At 63.0% G+C, this 17,047-nt stretch carries 18 protein-coding genes and 2 pseudogenes; 12 read left to right on the forward strand and 8 right to left on the reverse strand.

What is annotated here, in order from left to right; genetic code table 11:
* The first annotated feature begins 31 nt into the window (after positions 1–31).
* A complete protein-coding gene (locus WN982_RS11385; protein ID WP_341312116.1) occupies positions 32–931 on the forward strand; it encodes a LysR substrate-binding domain-containing protein in 900 nt (299 codons plus the stop codon).
* A gap of 110 nt (positions 932–1,041) precedes the next feature.
* Here WN982_RS11385 and WN982_RS11390 read toward each other — a convergent pair whose 3' ends face one another.
* The 3 genes and pseudogenes from WN982_RS11390 to WN982_RS11400 form a co-directional block, all read right to left on the reverse strand.
* Complete coding sequence (locus WN982_RS11390; RefSeq protein ID WP_341312117.1) at positions 1,042–1,788, reverse strand: glucose 1-dehydrogenase; 747 nt, start codon at positions 1,786–1,788, stop codon at positions 1,042–1,044.
* Positions 1,789–1,972: 184 nt separating this feature from the next.
* Positions 1,973–2,110, reverse strand: a pseudogene (locus tag WN982_RS11395) (histone deacetylase family protein); the annotation flags it as partial.
* 45 nt (positions 2,111–2,155) lie between these two features.
* Positions 2,156–2,542, reverse strand: a complete 387-nt coding sequence (locus WN982_RS11400; RefSeq protein ID WP_341312118.1) for an MAPEG family protein — start codon at positions 2,540–2,542, stop codon at positions 2,156–2,158.
* Between the two features lie 120 nt (positions 2,543–2,662).
* On the opposite strand from WN982_RS11400, the pseudogene WN982_RS11405 reads away from it, so the two are divergent.
* Both WN982_RS11405 and WN982_RS11410 read left to right on the forward strand, forming a co-directional pair.
* A pseudogene (locus WN982_RS11405) lies at positions 2,663–2,785 on the forward strand (LysR family transcriptional regulator); the annotation flags it as partial.
* Positions 2,786–3,131: 346 nt separating this feature from the next.
* Complete coding sequence (locus WN982_RS11410; protein ID WP_341312119.1) at positions 3,132–4,109, forward strand: PDR/VanB family oxidoreductase; 978 nt, start codon at positions 3,132–3,134, stop codon at positions 4,107–4,109.
* A gap of 54 nt (positions 4,110–4,163) precedes the next feature.
* Here the strand turns inward: WN982_RS11410 and catC are convergent, their stop codons facing one another.
* The 3 genes from catC to WN982_RS11425 all read right to left on the reverse strand — a co-directional run bounded on the left by catC (position 4,164) and on the right by WN982_RS11425 (position 6,697).
* Positions 4,164–4,454, reverse strand: a complete 291-nt coding sequence (catC, locus tag WN982_RS11415) for a muconolactone Delta-isomerase (protein ID WP_341312120.1) — start codon at positions 4,452–4,454, stop codon at positions 4,164–4,166.
* A 128-nt stretch (positions 4,455–4,582) separates the two neighbouring features.
* Complete coding sequence (catA, locus tag WN982_RS11420) at positions 4,583–5,491, reverse strand: catechol 1,2-dioxygenase (protein WP_341312121.1); 909 nt, start codon at positions 5,489–5,491, stop codon at positions 4,583–4,585.
* A gap of 48 nt (positions 5,492–5,539) precedes the next feature.
* A complete protein-coding gene (locus WN982_RS11425) occupies positions 5,540–6,697 on the reverse strand; it encodes a muconate/chloromuconate family cycloisomerase (protein WP_341312122.1) in 1,158 nt (385 codons plus the stop codon).
* Positions 6,698–6,799: 102 nt separating this feature from the next.
* On the opposite strand from WN982_RS11425, the gene WN982_RS11430 reads away from it, so the two are divergent.
* Complete coding sequence (locus WN982_RS11430; protein ID WP_341312123.1) at positions 6,800–7,687, forward strand: LysR family transcriptional regulator; 888 nt, start codon at positions 6,800–6,802, stop codon at positions 7,685–7,687.
* Between the two features lie 54 nt (positions 7,688–7,741).
* Here the strand turns inward: WN982_RS11430 and WN982_RS11435 are convergent, their stop codons facing one another.
* On the reverse strand, positions 7,742–8,662 hold the full coding sequence (locus tag WN982_RS11435) for a LysR family transcriptional regulator (protein ID WP_341312124.1): 921 nt from the start codon (positions 8,660–8,662) through the stop codon (positions 7,742–7,744).
* A gap of 104 nt (positions 8,663–8,766) precedes the next feature.
* Between WN982_RS11435 and WN982_RS11440 the strand changes: the two genes are divergently transcribed.
* The 8 genes from WN982_RS11440 (at position 8,767) to WN982_RS11475 (ending at position 16,222) form a co-directional block, all read left to right on the forward strand.
* Entirely contained in the window at positions 8,767–10,050 is a 1,284-nt protein-coding gene (locus WN982_RS11440) for an aromatic ring-hydroxylating dioxygenase subunit alpha (protein WP_341312125.1), read from the forward strand.
* Positions 10,047–10,547: an aromatic-ring-hydroxylating dioxygenase subunit beta gene (locus WN982_RS11445; protein ID WP_341312126.1), complete on the forward strand. Its 501-nt coding sequence runs from the start codon at positions 10,047–10,049 to the stop codon at positions 10,545–10,547. The genes WN982_RS11440 and WN982_RS11445 overlap by 4 nt, the downstream gene beginning before the upstream one ends.
* Before the next feature lie 117 nt (positions 10,548–10,664).
* The gene (locus WN982_RS11450) at positions 10,665–11,981 is read left to right on the forward strand and encodes an MFS transporter (RefSeq protein WP_341312127.1); all 1,317 of its coding nucleotides are present in this window, start codon (positions 10,665–10,667) and stop codon (positions 11,979–11,981) included.
* 193 nt (positions 11,982–12,174) lie between these two features.
* The gene (locus tag WN982_RS11455) at positions 12,175–13,353 is read left to right on the forward strand and encodes an acyl-CoA dehydrogenase family protein (RefSeq protein ID WP_341312128.1); all 1,179 of its coding nucleotides are present in this window, start codon (positions 12,175–12,177) and stop codon (positions 13,351–13,353) included.
* Between the two features lie 48 nt (positions 13,354–13,401).
* Positions 13,402–13,779, forward strand: a complete 378-nt coding sequence (locus WN982_RS11460; protein ID WP_341312129.1) for a hypothetical protein — start codon at positions 13,402–13,404, stop codon at positions 13,777–13,779.
* 10 nt (positions 13,780–13,789) lie between these two features.
* A complete protein-coding gene (locus WN982_RS11465; protein ID WP_341312130.1) occupies positions 13,790–14,305 on the forward strand; it encodes a nuclear transport factor 2 family protein in 516 nt (171 codons plus the stop codon).
* Positions 14,302–15,426, forward strand: a complete 1,125-nt coding sequence (locus tag WN982_RS11470; protein WP_341312131.1) for an amidase — start codon at positions 14,302–14,304, stop codon at positions 15,424–15,426. Before WN982_RS11465 ends, WN982_RS11470 begins: the two co-directional genes overlap by 4 nt.
* A 52-nt stretch (positions 15,427–15,478) precedes the next feature.
* Positions 15,479–16,222 (forward strand): SDR family oxidoreductase, encoded by a 744-nt coding sequence (locus WN982_RS11475; RefSeq protein ID WP_341312132.1) that lies wholly within the window; start codon positions 15,479–15,481, stop codon positions 16,220–16,222.
* A gap of 59 nt (positions 16,223–16,281) precedes the next feature.
* Here the strand turns inward: WN982_RS11475 and WN982_RS11480 are convergent, their stop codons facing one another.
* Positions 16,282–16,932, reverse strand: a complete 651-nt coding sequence (locus WN982_RS11480; RefSeq protein ID WP_341312133.1) for a response regulator — start codon at positions 16,930–16,932, stop codon at positions 16,282–16,284.
* Positions 16,933–17,047 lie beyond the last annotated feature (115 nt).

Consider the following 17,047-nt stretch of genomic DNA (forward strand, 5'->3'; position numbering starts at 1 on the left):
TCGTAAAAACTTATTGCACGGCGAGGCACAGATGCAATACGCGCAATTGCGGGCATTTCATGCGGTCGCGGAACATGGCGGGTTTTCCAAAGCGGCGCAGGCGCTGTCGCTCACGCAGCCGGCCGTGTCGGACCACGTGCGGCGGCTCGAACAGGATTTCGGAGTCAAATTGTTCGAGCGCGGGCCGCGCGGCGTCGAAACCACCGAACTCGGCCTGCGCCTGTTCAGCGTCACGCGGCAGATGCTCAGTTGCGAGCGCGATGCGCGGCAACTGCTGGAGTCGGCGGGCGGCCTCGAATCCGGGTCGTTGTCGCTGGTCGCGGACGCACCCGATCTCGCCGTCGCGCTGATCGGCGCGTTTCGCAAGCTGCATCCAGGGATTGTCGTGACGCTGTCGATCGCCAATGCCGCGGATTGCATGCAGCGTGTGCTGTCGAGCGCGGTCGACGCCGCGATTACCGCCGCGCCGCAAGTGCACAGCCGGCTCGAAGCGCGCGTGCTGAGGCGCGATCCGCTGGTGGCGATGGTGCCGGCGAGCTATCCGGTGGCGAAGAAGCGCAAGCTGACTTACGCGGAACTGGTGCAGCAACCAATGATTTTCCGCGAGCCGCAATCCGTCACGCAGCAGTTGCTCGAAATCGAGCTGGTGCGCGAGTCGTTGCAGGTCGAACCGGTGATGTATGTGGACGGCCGCGAAGCGCTGGAAGAAGCGGTTGCGCAAGGGATGGGCGTGGGCGTGATCGCGCGCGCCGAATTCAACGAATCGCGGCGGATCAGGATGATTCCGCTACAGGATTGCCAGGTGCAGATGATCGAGTCGCTGACGCGGCTCGCCGAGCGGCCGGGATCGAATTTGCTCGACGCGTTGTTTGCGGTGGAGTTGACGAGCGCGATGCCGCTCGCGCCTCCGTTAAGTCAACGGCGCGATTAAACGGCAAGCCGCCCGACAAACCTCGCCGGGCGGCTTTCATGCTTTAACGATGCAGCATGCGCGACGACGCGGCCTCGCCTGAGGCTAACAAACGCCTTCGCGCAAAACTCTTAACGCGATCCACCGCTGGCCAGCAGGCTCTCGCCGGTCATCCAGCGCGAGTCGTCCGATGCCAGGAACACGGCGACGCCCGCGATATCTTCAGGCTGCCCGATGCGTCCGAGCGGTGTCTGGCTGACGGCCCACGCCTCGAAGTCGGAACCAATAAAGCCTGCGCTATGCGTGCCTTCGGTGGCGACCATGCCCGGATTCACCGAGTTGACGCGAATCTTCCTCGGCCCGAGTTCACGGGCGAGCACGCCGGTAATACCGTCGACCGCTGCCTTTGTGGCAGTGTAAACCGCGCTGCCCGCCGGCGTGATGCGGCTGACCAGCGAGCCGACATTGACGATGCTGCCGCCTTCGCCGAGATGTTTCGCCGCTGCTTGCGTGACCAATAGCAATCCCAGCACGTTCACATTGAAGTGCTTATGGAAGTGTTCTTCAGTGATCGCTTCGATCGGCGCGAATTCATAGACGCCGGAGTTGTTGACGAGGATATCGAGGCGGCCGTACGTTTCGACCGCCGCATCGATGATGCTTTGCGCATCCGCTGCTTTCGACACATCGCCCGCTACGGCAACTGCCTTGCCGCCCGCAGCGGTGATTGCGTCGACCACCGCATCCGCGCCGGTCTTGCTGGACGCATAGTTGACCACCACCGAGGCGCCTTGCGCCGCAAGCGCCTTGGCGATAGCGGCACCGATACCTTTCGATGCGCCTGTCACTACTGCAACCTTACCTGCGAGCTTGCTCATGATCGTTTCCTGTGAAGTGGGTTCGCGCCGACGTGCTGCCGCGAAGATTCGCGGGGCCGACGTCGATAAAGCGGGACATGCAGTGGCGCTGTCACAGGACACAATGTAGGCAGGTAAGCCGGATGGATAAAGCGGCTGAGGACGAATAGATACGTCGGGTGAGCCGAACAATCGGATTTTGTTTGCCTTCCTGCACGATCAACGTTGGTAGCTTCAACGCACCAAGCTTGCCGCCGAGTGTGCCGAGTCCTTCGGTTGTAACGGCCACCATCGATTGCGGATCGTCTTTGTAGACGTCAAAGCCAGGCGCAATCACCAGCGCTCTCGATTACGATGCACGGGTTTGCAGCGGATAGCCTGGCGCATCTCAACGCAGCAGCATCGCACATAGCGCCAAACCGGTCAGGTAGGTTCCAAGTGCGCCGACGAACCGGAAAGGGTTGGGTTTTGCCATCGTCGGCCATGCGATCAGTCCGACGACGAGCAAACAGCGGCACATGGTTGCCGCGACGATCAGCGACACTGTCGCTGTCGAGGGCGATCGCGCGCCAAGATAGAGAAACAGCAACGCGAGAAACGGCGCGTATTCGGCCGTGTTGGCATGAGCCCGGACGAGCCTGTGTAGCCGGTTCGCCGGGTCTGACTCGCAGCCTGAGCCGGTGCCTTCGCGAAAACGCATCACCGAGACGGACAATCCGAGGCCGAACAGTAGTAGCCCTAGAACTACCACGCATGCAAGAGCAACGTTGTCCATTTGAACGAGCCTCCTTGGCAGGGATTCAACGAACGCCGGTTTGGTGGGTAAAGCTGGCATGGCGCAACACCGGGCACGTGTAGCGTGCCAGCCACAGTTTATTTACGGGATGTTTTACTCGTCGATGTCCATCTTCTGTGGCTTCGTTCGCGCAAAATGAATGCGGCCGAGCAGGCGTTTCCCGACGGCATGGAGCGCACGATGCAACGTTATGCGCTGCCTGAACGGCTCGCACCACGCTGAAATCTGCACCGCCACGCTCGCCAGCACGGCCAAAGCCCCCACTGTTTCCAGAATACCCGACCACATGATATGGCCCTCCGTTCGTTCGCCCCTGCTGCCGCAGCTCGTTGCCCCACTCCTCAAACGAATACGCGTGCCAGCAACTGAATCCCCAGGCCCAGCAAATAAAGGCATTGATCCGGCATCCTGTGGGCGTTTGAGTCGCCGTAACATCAGTACAATTTATTTAATAAGCCATTTTTAATCGATTTGCCTGATTCATCTTCGGTTCTTATCCTTGATACACAACCGTATGCGGCTGACTGCATGCGCCGTCCGCTCTGCTTATTCTCATGCTGGCAAGATCATGGAAAGAACCACCCTCAACGTCCGCGTCGACGCCGTATGCGACGAAGCGCACGGCGTGCGCTCATTCAGCGTTTCGCGTCTGGACGGCAAACCGTTCGACCACTACGAACCCGGCGCGCACATCGACGTCACGGGTCCCTCGGGCGTCACGCGCCAATACTCGCTGTGCGGCGATCCGGATCATCGTGACGCGCATCTGTTCGCCGTGAAGCGAGAAGACGCGTCGCGTGGCGGCTCGCGTTCGCTGCATGACGACGTCACGGTGGGAAGTGAATTAACGATCGGCGCGCCGCGCAATCTATTCCAGCTTGCGCCAGGGGCAAGCGAACACGTGCTGATCGCCGCGGGTATCGGCGTGACGCCGCTTCTGAGCATGGCGTACCGTCTGCTCAGGCAGAAGCAGCGCTTCGTGCTGCACTATTTCGCGCGCAGCGCGGAACATGCGGCGTTCTTGCCGCTGCTCTCGCGGGCGCCGTTCAGCGATCATGTGCGGTTTCATTACGGTGTCGAGCGCACGCAACTGGATACGGTGCTGGCCGAATGTGTCGCCACCGCGCGCGGAGGCACGCACATTTACACCTGCGGCCCGGCGCCCTTCATGGAGCGCGTGGTGGCGATCGGCGAAACACGTGTTGGGTCCGACGCGATTCACCTCGAACGATTCGCCGCCGAGCCTTCGTCCGCGACTACCGGCGACGCCAACACGCTCGACTCATTCGAGGTGCAGATCGCCAGCAGCGGCGAAACCGTACGCGTCGATAAACACACGACGATCGTCGCGGCGCTCGCGTCGATCGGAATCGAAGTGGATACCTCGTGCGGCGAAGGCGTGTGCGGCACCTGCATGGTCGACGTGGTGAGCGGCGCACCCGAGCATCGCGATCACTGCCTGAGTCAAGCAGAACGGGCGAGCGGCAAGGTGATCTGCTGCTGCGTCTCGCGCTCCACGTCGCCGTTGCTGGTGCTGGATCTTTAACGCGTACGAGTTCATACAGGTGCTGCGAGCGCAGCACCTTGCTACTTTCAGCGCTTACCGGTCGTCGTCGCGAATCGACGATGCATGCCGGCACAGCGCGCGCACTTCGACATCCATATACGGAAACAGCGGCAACTGGCTCAGCACGTCGTGCAGATGCGCCGGGCTGTCGACTTCGAATACGCTGATATTCGCGTAGCGCCCGGCAATGCGCCACAGGTGCCGCCATACGCCGTCCTGCTGCAGCTTCTGCGACATCGCTTTCTCATCGGCCTTCAGACGCGCCGAGCGTTCGGCGTCCATGTCGGGCGGCAGATTGACGGTCATCTCGACGTGAAACAGCATGCTTACTCTCCCTCTCCGATCAATGATCAAATGACAAAAGCCCCCGGCTGCCCGGCAAACCACGCCGCGCAGCCGGGGTTGATAGATTCAGGCGCTACGTCTATGCGATTCGTGCAATTCGTGCGTTTTCAGGCTTCGGCGCGTACGCGTTCGACTTCGGCGCCCGGCAGGTTGTCGCGGTCCTTGAACAGCGTGAAGTCGAAATCGATCAGCGCGAAGTTGCCTTCCACACCATACGGTTTGCCTTCGGCGCCCTCGGCCTGCTTGACGGCCGGCACGAGGCCGTCACGCGTGGCGAACGCGAAGTCGTCCCACAGGTACGGATCGCCGTCGATGTTGATCTGCGTGGTCAGCTTGCGAAAACCCGGTGCCGAAACGAAGAAGTGGATATGCGCCGGACGATGTCCATGTCGGCCGAGCTGATCGAGCAGCAATTGCGTCTGGCCTTGCGGCGGCACGCTATAACCGACCGGCACCACGCTGCGGAAACTGTATTTGCCTTCGGCATCCGTGCGAATCGAGCGGCGCAGATTGAAGGCCGGTTGCGATTTGTCGAAGTACGAGTAATTGCCGAGATGATTCGCGTGCCAGACTTCAACGAGCGCATGGGCAAGCGGCTTGCCGTCTTCGCCGAGCACCCGGCCGCGCATCACCAGCGTCTGACCGGGATCGGTGCCGTCGTCGAGGCGCGCATGCCCTTCCGAGAGCGGTGCGCCGGCCACATACAGCGGCCCTTCGATCGTGCGCGGCGTGCCGCCTTCGATACCGGCCTTCGCTTCCGCTTCGTCCAGACGCAGATCGAGAAAGTGCTCAAAGCCGAGGCCGGCGGCCAGCAGACCCAGCTCGCCGCTCTTGCCCGCTTCGCCGAGATAGTTCAGCGCGGTCCAGAACTCGGCCGGCTGCACGTCGAGATCTTCGATCGTATAGAACAGATCGCGCACGATGCGGTTGACGATCTGCCTGGTGCGCGGATTGCCTTCACGGGTAGCGCTGTCGTTGATCTTTTGCAGCAGCGCGTCGATAACTTGCCTGTTCATGGGGTATCTCCTTCGTTTAATGTTTGTTGACGGCTAACGTGTGAACCGTCAGTTCGTGGTGACGCTTGGGCCCTTTCGCGTATCGCGCCGCAAGCGGTCGATCCTGTTCCAGTCGAGTTCGATGCCGAGGCCCGGGCCTTGAGGCAGATGCAAGGCAAAATTCTCGTAGCGCAGCGGCTCGGTGAGGATTTCTTCGGTCAGCAGCAACGGCCCGAACAACTCCGTGCCCCATTTCAGTTCGCCGAAGGTGCTGAAGAGTTGCGCCGAAGCGATCGTGCCCACCGCGCCTTCGAGCATGGTGCCGCCGTAGAGGTCGATATTCGCGGCCAAGGCGATCGCCGCCACATTCGCCGCGCCGCTCAGGCCGCCCGATTGCGCGATCTTCACGGCGAACACATCGGCAGCGCGAGCGCTGCCGAGCGCGAACGCGTCAGCCGCGCCATGCAGCGCTTCGTCGGCCATGATCGGCACTTGCGCGAGATCCGTCAGACGTTTGAGACCGGCGCGATTCTCCGCGGCGATCGGCTGCTCGATCAGCGTGACGCCCGCTTCGGCGAAACGCCTGCCGGCCCAGATCGCTTCGGATTCGCTCCATGCCTGGTTCACGTCGACGCGCACTTCGCCGCGTCCGTCCAGCGCCATCCTGATCGCCAGGACATGCGCGACGTCGTCGGCCACCGCTCGCGAGCCGATCTTCAGCTTGAACACGCGATGCCGCTTCGCTTCGAACACGCGCTCGGCTTCGTCGATATCGCGCTGCGTGTCGCCGCTCGCGAGCGTCCATGCGACCTCGACCGAATCGCGCACGCGGCCGCCGAACAACTCGGACAGCGGCACGCCGAGGCGCTGCGCCTGGGCATCGAACAACGCGGTTTCAACCGCCGATCTGGCAAAGCGGTTGCCCTGAAACAGCGCGCGCAGCTTAGCCATCGCGGCGCCTGGACGGGTTGCGTCCATGTCTTTCAACAGCGGCGCGAAGTACGTATCGATGTTGACCTTGATACTTTCCGGGCTTTCCTCGCCGTACGCGAGGCCGCCGATGGTGGTGCCCTCGCCCACGCCGACCACGCCGTCGGCGCAACGAATGCGCACCAGCACGAGCGTCTGGCAGTTCATCGTCGCGACCGAAAGCTTGTGTGGACGGATCGTCGGCACGTCGACGAGGATCGTTTCCACGCTCTCGATCTTCACGGGTGTTGCTATCATTCGTTGCCCTCCTGCGCTGCTTTCCGAGGGGACCATATTAGAAACAAACCCGCGAAGCAGTCCAACACCGATTCCGACTACTTCCATACCTTAGAGGTATGCATGGAACTTCGCCAACTCCGCTACTTCATCGCCGTCGCGGAAGAAATGAACATCACGCGGGCCGCCCATCGTCTGCATATGACGCAACCGCCGCTCAGCCGCCAGATCCAGCAGATCGAGGAAAGCGTCGGCCTGCCGCTGTTCGAGCGCGGCTCGCGCCCGCTGCGCCTGACTGAAGCCGGCCGCATCTTTTATGCGCAGGCAAAACGTCTGATCGACGAAGCCGACGAACTCGCGCCGCTCACGCGGCGCCTCGCGCAGCTGGCCGAGCGCGTCGTGATCGGCTTCGTGCCGTCCACGTTGTACGGCGCGCTGCCCGCGGTGATCCGCGCGTTTCGCGAGGCCGCGCCGCATATCGAGTTGTCGCTGATTGAGATGTTCACGATCGAGCAATTGGGCGCGCTCAAAGGCGGCCGTATCGACGTCGGTTTCGGCCGCCTGCGTTTCGACGATGCACAGTTGGCGCGCGAGGTGCTGGTCGAAGAGCGGATGATTGCCGCGCTGCCGCAAGATCATCCGCTCGCGCGGCAAAAGAAGCCGCTCACGCTCGCGGCGCTCGCACAGGAAACACTGATCGTCTATCCGAGCACGCCGCGCCCGAGCTATGCGGACCAGCAACTCTCGGCGATGCACGATCACGCGCTCGAGCCGAAGGCGATTCACGAAGTGCGGGAGTTGCAGACGGCGCTTGGACTCGTCGCCGCGCAGGTCGGTGTGTGCCTCGTGCCGGAAAGCGTGGAAGGTTTGCGCGCGCATGGCGTGGTGTACCGGCCGATTCCGGGCGCCAATGTCGCGTCGCCGATCATCATGAGCCGACGCCTGCAGGACGAATCGCCGACGACCACGCTGCTCTGTTCGCTGGCGCGCGAGCTGTTCAAGCGGGCTTGAAGTGGATTTGAGCGCGGCCCTGAAGCGACCCTGACTCGACCCGCAGCGGCCCGTTCAACGCTCGTCGAAACGCCGCACGATGCCCGCCATCAGATTGCGCAGCCACACGTTACCTTCGTCCTGATCGAAGTGCTCGTGCCAGTGCATCGTGACCGCGGCGATCGGCAACGTAACCGGCAGTTCATAGATCTGAAACCCGCCGTCACGATTGAAAATCTGCGCGAGGCGCCGCGGCAGTGTCGCGAACAGATCGGTCACCGCCAGCACGCTCGGCAATGCCACGAAATGCGGCAATTCCAGCGCGATATGCCGGCCCACGCCTTGCGAGCGAAACGCATCGTCGAGCGCGTGATGGCTGTGCTCGACCGACGTAATCTGCACATGCGACGCGTCCAGAAACGCCTTCAGGCTCAGCTCCTTCGTGCGCGGCAAGCCACGGCGCTTCCTCGTCATGCAAACGTAGGTCTCCTCGAACAGCGGCTGATGAAGCGTGCGCGCGGTCAACGTCGGCAGATTGCCGATGGCGAAATCGAGCCGGCTTGCGCGCAGCGCGTCTTCGATTTCTTCGACAGGCAACGGCTCGATGCGTAATCTCACGCGCGGCGCCTGCCGGTGCAATGCCTCGCAGATCGGCGGCAAATAGGCCAGTTCGCCCGCGTCGGACAACGACAGCCGGAATGTGCGCGTGCTCACCGCCGGGTCGAAATGCTCCGCATAACGCAGTGCTTCACGCACCGTATCCAGCGCCCGCGCGACGATGCCCGACAGTTCGAGCGCAATCGGCGTGGGCTGCATGCCGGCGCGGGTGCGAATGAATAGCGGATCGTCGAACAAGGTCCGCAAACGCCCCAACGAGTAGCTGATCGCCGGCTGCGACAGCGCGAGCCGCTCTCCCGCGCGCGTCAGGCTGTGCTCTTCGACAATCGCCTGGAAAACGCGCAGCAGATTGAGGTCGACGTGGTCGAGCGAATTCATCCAGATATCCATGAAATTGATTTGATATTTTATTTTAGATCAATTTGACGCATATCAGGCGGTGGGTGAGACTTTGTTCCATCGACCAACCCACCTACACAGCCATGAGCGAATCCTCATATCAGACCGTCGACGCCAGCGCGTTGTACCAGCGCGCGCAGGCCGACCGCGTCGCCCCATCGCTGTACCACGACCCGGCGGTTTTCGAAACCGAACTCGAGCGCATTTTCTACAAGACCTGGATCTGGGTCGCGCACGAAAGCGAACTGCCGAATCCGGGCGACTTCCGCACCACCACGATCGGCCGTCAGCCGGTGATCGTGGTGCGCGACAAGACCGGTGCCGTGAACGTGCTGCAAAACCGCTGCCGCCATCGCGGCGCGACGGTCTGCGAACAGCACAAGGGCAACGCGAAAGGCTTCACCTGCCCGTACCACAGCTGGACCTATGGGCTCGACGGCACATTGCGCGCGCTGCCCTACGGCGACGGTTACGAAGGCGTGATCGACAAGACCGAGCTGCCGCTCGCGAGTCTGCGCGTGGGTATCTATCAGGGGCTGATCTTCGCGAGCTTCAATCAGGAGATCGAACCGCTCGACGATTTTCTCGGCGGTGCGAAACCGTGGATCGATCTGTTCATGAAGCAAGGCGCGGGCTATCCGATCAAGGCCAACGGCGAGCATCGCTTCCGCTTCAACGGTAACTGGAAAATCCAGCTCGAAAACACCACCGACCTGTATCACTTCCCGGTCGTTCACAAGTCGTGGATGAAATCGATCGACGACGAAACCGCCGCCGCGATCACGAGCTTCATGACGAGCGATCAGGCGTTCTGCCGCTCGCTCGGCAAGGGTCATAGCCTTGCCGTGCTGGTACCGGAACTCGTCGATCTCGACAAGGACGACGGTGCGCCGATTCCCGAACGCTTCGAAGCGCTGGCCGCGTCGCTCGCGAAAGATCACGCGCCCGACGAAGTACGCCGCGTCGTGCGTTCGCTGATGGGGGTCGGCTTCAACCTGAATCTGTTTCCGAACCTCGCATTGTCGATGGCATTTTTCCGCGTGCTGCGGCCGATTTCGGCAAACGAGACTGAAATCCGCCACGTGGCGCTTGCGATGGACGGCGGCCCGGAAGAAGCCAACCGCGTGCGCCTGCGCATTCACGAACACTTCCAGGGTCCGTTCGGTTTCGGCAGCCCCGACGACGCCGAAGCATGGGAGCGCGTGCAGCGCGGCTCGCATGCCGGCCCCGATCTGCCGATCCTCGTGAACCGCGGCCTGAATCGCGAGAGCACTGCGCCGAACGGCGAAAAGACGGCGCACGCCACCGACGAAACCGGCATGCGCGAAGCGTACGCGCAATGGCGCACGATGATGGAGCAAGCATGATGGACGACAGGAACACGCTTTTCTCGCAGCAAACCTTCGCCGGCGCGATCGAGCTGATCTGGCGCGAAGCCGAACTGCTGGACCGCAAGGACTATCGCCAGTGGCTTTCGCTGTGGGACGCGGCAGGCTTCTACGTCGTGCCGATCGATCCGCAGGCCACCGACTTCGCCGCCACGCTGAACTACGCGTACGACGATCAGGACATGCGCGAAAAACGCGTGCAACGGATGACCTCCGGCTATTCGGCCTCGGCCAGCGACGCCGCACGCACCGTGCGCACGGTTTCGCGTTTCACGCTGACGAGCGACACGAGCGATGAAGTCGAAGTCAGCTCGGCGCAGATCGTCGTCGCGTATAAACGCGGCACGTCGACGCTATTCGCGGCGGACCTCACGCATCGCATCAGCTTCGCGAGCGGCGAACCGCGCATCGTGCAGAAGGTGATCCGCCTGATCGATTCGACCGAGACGCTCAGCGCAATCGGTTTCCTGCTGTGAACCCCTGTAAGCCTTGACGACGCGAGCGGACCGGCACGATGCCCACACCAGATCGGCGGGCAGACCGCGAAGTCGCCCGGCCGGTAGCGTTCCTTTTCCCTCCATGCGAGTACGACGATGCCCAACGACACGCTCTCCTCCACCGCCGGAACGCTAGCCACGCCGACGGCGCCGGCCACCTCGCGAACACTGCGCCGTATCATCGTCGCCTCCGTGCTCGGCAATGCGCTCGAGTGGTACGACTTCTTCCTGTACGGCACCGCTGCCGCGCTGATCTTCGGACCGCTGTTCTTCCCGCTGCACGGCGACCCGCTGATGGGCACGCTCGCCGCTTTCGCGGGCTTTGCGATCGGCTTTCTGGCGCGACCGCTGGGCGGCATCGTGTTCGGTCACATCGGCGACCGGCATGGCCGCAAACGCGCGCTCGTCATCACGCTGATGATGATGGGCGTCGCGACCTTCGGCATCGGTCTGTTGCCGACGTTCTCGCAGATCGGCTTTCTCGCGCCCGCGGCGCTCGTGTGTCTGCGAGTCGTGCAAGGCATCGCCTCAGGCGGTGAATGGGGCGGCGGCGTGCTGCTGATCAGCGAGAGTGCCCCGGCGAATCGGCGCGGCTATTACGCATCGTTCAGCCAGTTGGGCGTGGCGGGCGGCTTCGTGTTGTCGGCCGCCGCGTTCTATCTCGTGCAGCGGCTGCCGGTGGAGAGCTTCATGTCGTGGGGCTGGCGCGTGCCGTTTCTCGCGAGCGTGCTGATCTTCGGCGTCGGCGTTTATATCCGCAGGCGTCTGCCGGAGAGCCGAGACTTCACTGCCGCAAAGCCCAGGCATATGCCGGTGCTCACCGTGCTGCGCAATCACCCGAAGCAGGTCTTGCAGGCGATGGGTTTGCGCATCGCGGAAAACGGCGGCACGTATATCTTTTTGTCATTCGTGCTGGTGTACGGCAAGACAATTGGCGTGCCGGTTTCGGTGATGCTCGGCGGCGTGATGATCGCGATGCTGATCGAACTCGTGACGATTGTGCTATGGGGACGTCTATCGGATGTCATCGGGCGACGGCCGGTGTATATGATCGGCGCGCTAGGCCTGGTGGTGATCGCGTTTCCCGCCTTCTGGCTGATCGACACGCATCAGCCGTTGCTGGTGTTCGCGTCGCTCGCTTTAGGCTTGCCGTTCTGTCATGCGGCAATGATCGGCACGCAGCCCGCGTTGATGGGTGAACTGTTCCCCACCGAAGTCCGCTATTCGGGCATGGCGCTCGGCCACGAGATCGCCTCGGTGTTTTCCGGCGGACTCGCGCCTTTGGTGGCTACCGCGTTGTATGCGAAGGTGCGCGCACCGTGGCCGGTGGCGTTGATGTTGATCGGCTTCGGACTGATCACCGCGATCACCCTCGCGACCATTCCCAAAGATACGAACGCCACGCGCGATTGACCCGCGGCCAGCCAGGCATACGCGCCTGAAGATTTCTTTAGATGCCCCCGGCGCGCTACCTAAAAGCGCGTCCCACGCCCCAATTGAAGCGTTCTTTTTGCATTTCTAGACTGGCACAAGCTTGCACGATTCATGACCCATCCGAATCGTGCCTCGTGTTTCAGTCGCCAACGAATCAAGGAGAACCTCCGCAATGTCCGATAACGCTACCGCCGTCGCCGCGGAAAACCTGAGCGCGCCAACGCCCACGCGCTTGCCGCTCGACGACGTGATCGCCGAAATTGCCGCGCGTCGCGATGAATTCGACCGCCTGTCGCATGTGCCGCGCGACGTGATCGCCAGGCTCAAGCGCGCGGGCGTGTATCGCGCAGCCACGCCGCAGCGCTTCGGCGGCGATGCGCTCGCGCCCACCGCTTTTCTCGCCATGATCGAACGCATCGCAACGGCGGACGGCTCCGCTGCGTGGGTCGCGAGCTTCGGCTCGGCGAACGTCTATCTTGCGGCATTGCCTCTCGCGACCCAGGCGCAGATCTACGCCGATGGTCCCGATCAGGTGTTCGCGGGCGGTCTGTTTCCGGTGCAACCGGCGCAGCCCGCTGAAGGTGGTTGGCGCGTAAACGGCACGTGGAAATTCGCGAGCGGCTGCAAGGGCGCGGATTGGCTCGGCGTCGGGATCAACACAGGCGTGGGCAACGGCGGCACACCCGGCAAGCCGCGCACGGCCGTGTTCCGCCCGCATCAGGTCGAGATCGTCGATAACTGGGACGTGGTCGGCATGCAAGGCACGGGCAGCCACGATCTGCGTGTGAGCGATCAATTCGTTGCGGACGAATGGACCTTCGTGCGCGGCGGCGAAGCGAACGTCGACGAACCGTTGTATCGCTATCCGACCATCGCCTACGCGGCGCAAGTGCTGGCAGTGGTCAACCTCGGCCTCGCCCGCGCCGCGCTCGATGTCGCCAACCAGATGGCCGGCGGCCGCAAGACCACCACCGGCGCGCCGCAACTCGCAGACCGCGCGTATTACCGGATCGAGTTGGCGAAAGCCGAAGCGCAACTGCGCTCCGCCCGCGCCTTTTTCTACGACACCACCGACGAAGTCTGGCAATCGATCCTCGCGGGCCGGCCGGTCACGCCGGATCAGGTCAGCCTGCTGCGCCTCGCCGCGACGCAGATCGCCCGCGAAGGCGCCGAGGTCGTGCAGCGCGCCTATCGCCTCGGCGGCACGATGGCGATCTATCGCACGCATCCATTGCAGCGTCTGTTGCGCGACTCGATGGTGGTCACCCAGCACGCGTTTCTCGGCGAAGGCAACTTCGACGGCGCCGGCGCGGTGTTCGTCGGCGTGCCGCCGATTCCGGGCTACCTGTAAGCCACTTTCCGTTTTCGATGCCCATACGATTTCAAGGAGAACCACCCTATGTCCGATCAAGAAGCGTTGCCGCTGCGCGTTCTGTTCTGCTGCGGCGTAACGCAGAATTTCTTCGACTTGCCGCGCGAGAAAATCGGCGAAGTCTGGCAGGCTTACGGCAAGATGCTGAGCGCGGTCGAATCGATGGAAGGCGTCAAGGTGCTCGGCATCATGGACGACGACCGCCTGAGCGTCGGCAACGCCGACAACTCGCCGTGGACTTTCTACATCATGGCCGACGTGGCGGACTTCGACACCGCCGTCGCGGTCTGCAACCTCTATCGCACGACGCCGGTCGGCGAGTACAACCTGTGGCGCTACGGCAAGATCGAGGCGCGCGTGGGCCGCGCGCTGGCGGTGCCGCCGCAGCACGCCAACGCGGCTTGAGCGTGATGCGATGAACGATACCGCCGCTACGCTCGCCGCGTTGACCGACCGGCTCGCCGCGCTCGAAGCCGAAACCGCGGTGCGCCGCACGATGGCGCGCTACATGGCGCTGTGCGACGTGCCGTCCGGCGCGCTCCACGGCGAGACGCTCGCAGGTCTGTTCGCCACGGACGCGATCTGGGAAGGCATCGGCCCGCAGTACGCCCATCAGTTCGGCCGCCTCACGGGCCACGCGGACATTCTCGCGATGCTCATGCGTTACTTGCCGCCGTCGCCGCATTTCTCGATGAATGTCCACTTCCTCACGTCGGAAACGATCGAGGTGCATGGCGCGACCGCAAGAGGCCGTTGGATCATGCTGCAAGCGTCGGATTACGTCGACGCGCAAGCGGAACTGATCTCGGCGCGCCTCGAAGTGGACTTCGCGCCCGCAGCCAATGGCCGCGACTGGCTTATCACGTACTTTCGCACCGAACGTCTTTTCGATGCGCCGTGGGAAGTGAATACAAGGAAACCAGGCCCATGAACGAGTTTATCCAGATCTTGTCGTTAGGCGGCACGGGTCCGAGCATTGCGATCAAGGACACCATCGATATCGCCGGCTTCGCAACCACCGCCGCGAGCCGCGCGCTTGCCGATGCCGCGCCCGCGCAGCGGCACGCGGAAGTAGTCGAACGGCTGCTCGCGGCCGGCTGGCATATCGTCGGCAAAGCGAACATGCATGAGCTTGCGTTCGGCATGACGGGTATCAACGACTACACCGGCACGCCTCTCAATCCGCAAGACACCACGCGCATTCCTGGCGGTTCGTCGAGCGGCTCGGCGGCGGCCGTCGGTTTGAAGCTCGCCGACGCCGCGCTCGGCACCGACACCGGCGGCTCGATTCGCGGCCCTGCTGCATGTTGCGGCGTGATCGGCTTGAAGCCGACGTACGGCCGTGTCTCGCGCCGCGGCGTCGCGCCGCGTGAATCGACGCTCGATTGCGTCGGACCGTTCGCGCGCGAGATGCACATGATCGTCGCGGCGATGCAGGCTATCTCAGCGGACTTCGACGCGCATGCCGCGCGGCCTTTGCCAGGCTCGTGCAACGTCGGCATCGTGCAGGTCGATGCAATGCCTGAGATCAGCAGCGCCGTTGCGCGCGCCGCGGATCAAGCGGGATTCTCTTCGCGTTCGATCGAACTCGACGGCCTCAGCGACGCTTTCGATGCGGGACTCTCGGTCATCAACGTGGAAACCTCGCGTGCGTTCGGTCATCTGGTGGAGACCGGCAAGCTCGGCGCCGATCTCGACGCGCGGCTGCGCGCCGCGGCAAAGACGACCGCCGCGCAACTCGCTATAGCGGAACAAATACGCCGGCGATTCACCGCGGCGGTCGATCATGCGCTCGCCGGCGTCGATGTGCTGATCCTGCCCACGCTGCCCGCACTGCCGATTACGCTCGACGAAGCACGCGGCGGCACGTCGGTGATCGCGATGTCGTCGCTGATCCGGCCGTTCAATCTGAGCGGGCATCCGGCTTTGAGTCTGCCGTTGCCGATCGACGGTTCTTCGCTCAAGGCCGGCTTGCAGATCGTTGGGCGCAAAGGCGCGGATGAGCAGGTGTGCGCGATCGCGGCGCGTTTTGAAACCGCCCTCGCCGCTTGAACGGACCATAAAACCGCTATAAAAGCGGCAGTTTTCTCATGGAGTTGAAGCAATGCAGAACAGAGTTGTACTCGTCACCGGCGCCGCGCGCGGTCTCGGCGCCGCTATCGCCACGCGCTTTCACGCGGCGGGTTATGCGGTCGCGATCGGCGACATCGCGTTCGATGCAGCACAAGCCTTTGCCCGCGACCTGAGCGCCGACGGTTCCAGCGCCTTCGCGTTGAATCTCGACGTGACCTCGAAAACCTCTTTCGAAACCGCACGCGATGCAATCCTGCAGCGCTGGGGCCGCATCGACGCGCTGGTCAACAATGCGGGCGCATCGAAAGTCGTGCCTGTGATGGAGATCACCGCCGAGCAATTCGATCAGGTCATCAACGTCAATCTGCGCAGCGTGCTGTTCGGCTGCCAGGTGTTCGGCCGGCATTTCACCGAAACGGGCGCGGGCCGCATCGTCAATATCGCATCGCTCGCGGGGCAAAACGGCGGCTCGGCCACCGGCGCGCACTATGCGGCGGCGAAAGGCGGCGTGATCACGCTGACCAAGGTGTTTGCGCGCGACCTCGGCGCGGCAGGCGTGACCGTCAACGCGATTTCACCCGGACCGATGGATTTGCCGATCGTTCATGAGAGCGTCGCGGCCGACAAGCTGAAGGCGGTGATCGCCAACATTCCCGCGGGACGTCTGGGATCGGCGGATTATGTCGCCGACGTCGCGGTGATGCTTGCCGCCGAGAATGCGTACTTCGCGAACGGCGCATGCTGGGATGTGAACGGCGGTTTGTTCATGCGCTAAACGTCAACCAGGCGCCAAATAAGCGCCGGCGCGCGCCCGGATCAGCGGGCTGAGCCGCTTCAGCTCGCGGGCGCATCGTGATCCCACACCGCCATCACCTCGCGCACCAGCATCGCAATCGACGCCGCGCCGAGCTTGTCCTTGATGCTCGCGCGGTGCACGTCGACGGTCTTCACGCTGATCGACAGATCGGTGGCAATACGCTTGCTGCCCTTGCCATCGATCACACCACGCAGCACTTCCTTCTCGCGCGCCGTCAGCGACTCGATACGCTTGCGCAACTCGCGCCGCTTCTGATCGACGGCATGGCGTTGCGTGGCGAGCTTCAACGCGCGCTGCACGCGGTCGAGCATCTGCTGCGAGTTGTAGGGCTTCTCGACGAAATCGATCGCGCCGTTCTGCATGGCGCGCACCGACATTGGAATGTCGCCGTGACCGCTGACGAAAATGATTGGCAGGCTCGCGTCCTGGCGGTTCAATTCGACTTGCACGTCGAAACCGCTTTGCTCCGGCATGCGCACGTCGAGCACCAGACAGGCGGGCACGCTGGGGTCGAACGCATTGAGAAACTCGCTCGCGCTGGCGAATCCCACCGATTTCACGCCTACCGATTCGAGCAACCATGCAAGCGACGTACGCATGCCGCTGTCGTCGTCGACGATATAGACGATCGGTGTGAGGGTTGCTGCAGGTGGCGATTGGCGGAGCATGGAATCAATCTGGATGGTTCTGAAGTGTGCGATGTGCGAAGCGCATCGACGGCTCATGATAACCAGTGGAAAAAGGCCTGAAAAGCGATAGTTACCCTGTGGTACCGATTATTCC

The sequence above is a fragment of the Paraburkholderia sp. IMGN_8 genome (genome assembly GCF_038050405.1).
In the GTDB taxonomy this organism is placed as follows: Bacteria; Pseudomonadota; Gammaproteobacteria; order Burkholderiales; family Burkholderiaceae; genus Paraburkholderia.

Excerpts from the sequence above, each read along its gene's own strand:
- WN982_RS11385 (WP_341312116.1), top strand. The coding sequence starts at position 32 with ATGCAATACGCGCAATTGCGGGCATTTCATGCGGTCGCGGAACATGGC.
- WN982_RS11390 (WP_341312117.1), bottom strand. The coding sequence starts at position 1,788 with ATGAGCAAGCTCGCAGGTAAGGTTGCAGTAGTGACAGGCGCATCGAAA.
- WN982_RS11400 (WP_341312118.1), bottom strand. The coding sequence starts at position 2,542 with ATGGACAACGTTGCTCTTGCATGCGTGGTAGTTCTAGGGCTACTACTG.
- WN982_RS11410 (WP_341312119.1), top strand. The coding sequence starts at position 3,132 with ATGGAAAGAACCACCCTCAACGTCCGCGTCGACGCCGTATGCGACGAA.
- catC (WP_341312120.1), bottom strand. The coding sequence starts at position 4,454 with ATGCTGTTTCACGTCGAGATGACCGTCAATCTGCCGCCCGACATGGAC.
- catA (WP_341312121.1), bottom strand. The coding sequence starts at position 5,491 with ATGAACAGGCAAGTTATCGACGCGCTGCTGCAAAAGATCAACGACAGC.
- WN982_RS11425 (WP_341312122.1), bottom strand. The coding sequence starts at position 6,697 with ATGATAGCAACACCCGTGAAGATCGAGAGCGTGGAAACGATCCTCGTC.
- WN982_RS11430 (WP_341312123.1), top strand. The coding sequence starts at position 6,800 with ATGGAACTTCGCCAACTCCGCTACTTCATCGCCGTCGCGGAAGAAATG.
- WN982_RS11435 (WP_341312124.1), bottom strand. The coding sequence starts at position 8,662 with ATGAATTCGCTCGACCACGTCGACCTCAATCTGCTGCGCGTTTTCCAG.
- WN982_RS11440 (WP_341312125.1), top strand. The coding sequence starts at position 8,767 with ATGAGCGAATCCTCATATCAGACCGTCGACGCCAGCGCGTTGTACCAG.
- WN982_RS11445 (WP_341312126.1), top strand. The coding sequence starts at position 10,047 with ATGATGGACGACAGGAACACGCTTTTCTCGCAGCAAACCTTCGCCGGC.
- WN982_RS11450 (WP_341312127.1), top strand. The coding sequence starts at position 10,665 with ATGCCCAACGACACGCTCTCCTCCACCGCCGGAACGCTAGCCACGCCG.
- WN982_RS11455 (WP_341312128.1), top strand. The coding sequence starts at position 12,175 with ATGTCCGATAACGCTACCGCCGTCGCCGCGGAAAACCTGAGCGCGCCA.
- WN982_RS11460 (WP_341312129.1), top strand. The coding sequence starts at position 13,402 with ATGTCCGATCAAGAAGCGTTGCCGCTGCGCGTTCTGTTCTGCTGCGGC.
- WN982_RS11465 (WP_341312130.1), top strand. The coding sequence starts at position 13,790 with ATGAACGATACCGCCGCTACGCTCGCCGCGTTGACCGACCGGCTCGCC.
- WN982_RS11470 (WP_341312131.1), top strand. The coding sequence starts at position 14,302 with ATGAACGAGTTTATCCAGATCTTGTCGTTAGGCGGCACGGGTCCGAGC.
- WN982_RS11475 (WP_341312132.1), top strand. The coding sequence starts at position 15,479 with ATGCAGAACAGAGTTGTACTCGTCACCGGCGCCGCGCGCGGTCTCGGC.
- WN982_RS11480 (WP_341312133.1), bottom strand. The coding sequence starts at position 16,932 with ATGCTCCGCCAATCGCCACCTGCAGCAACCCTCACACCGATCGTCTAT.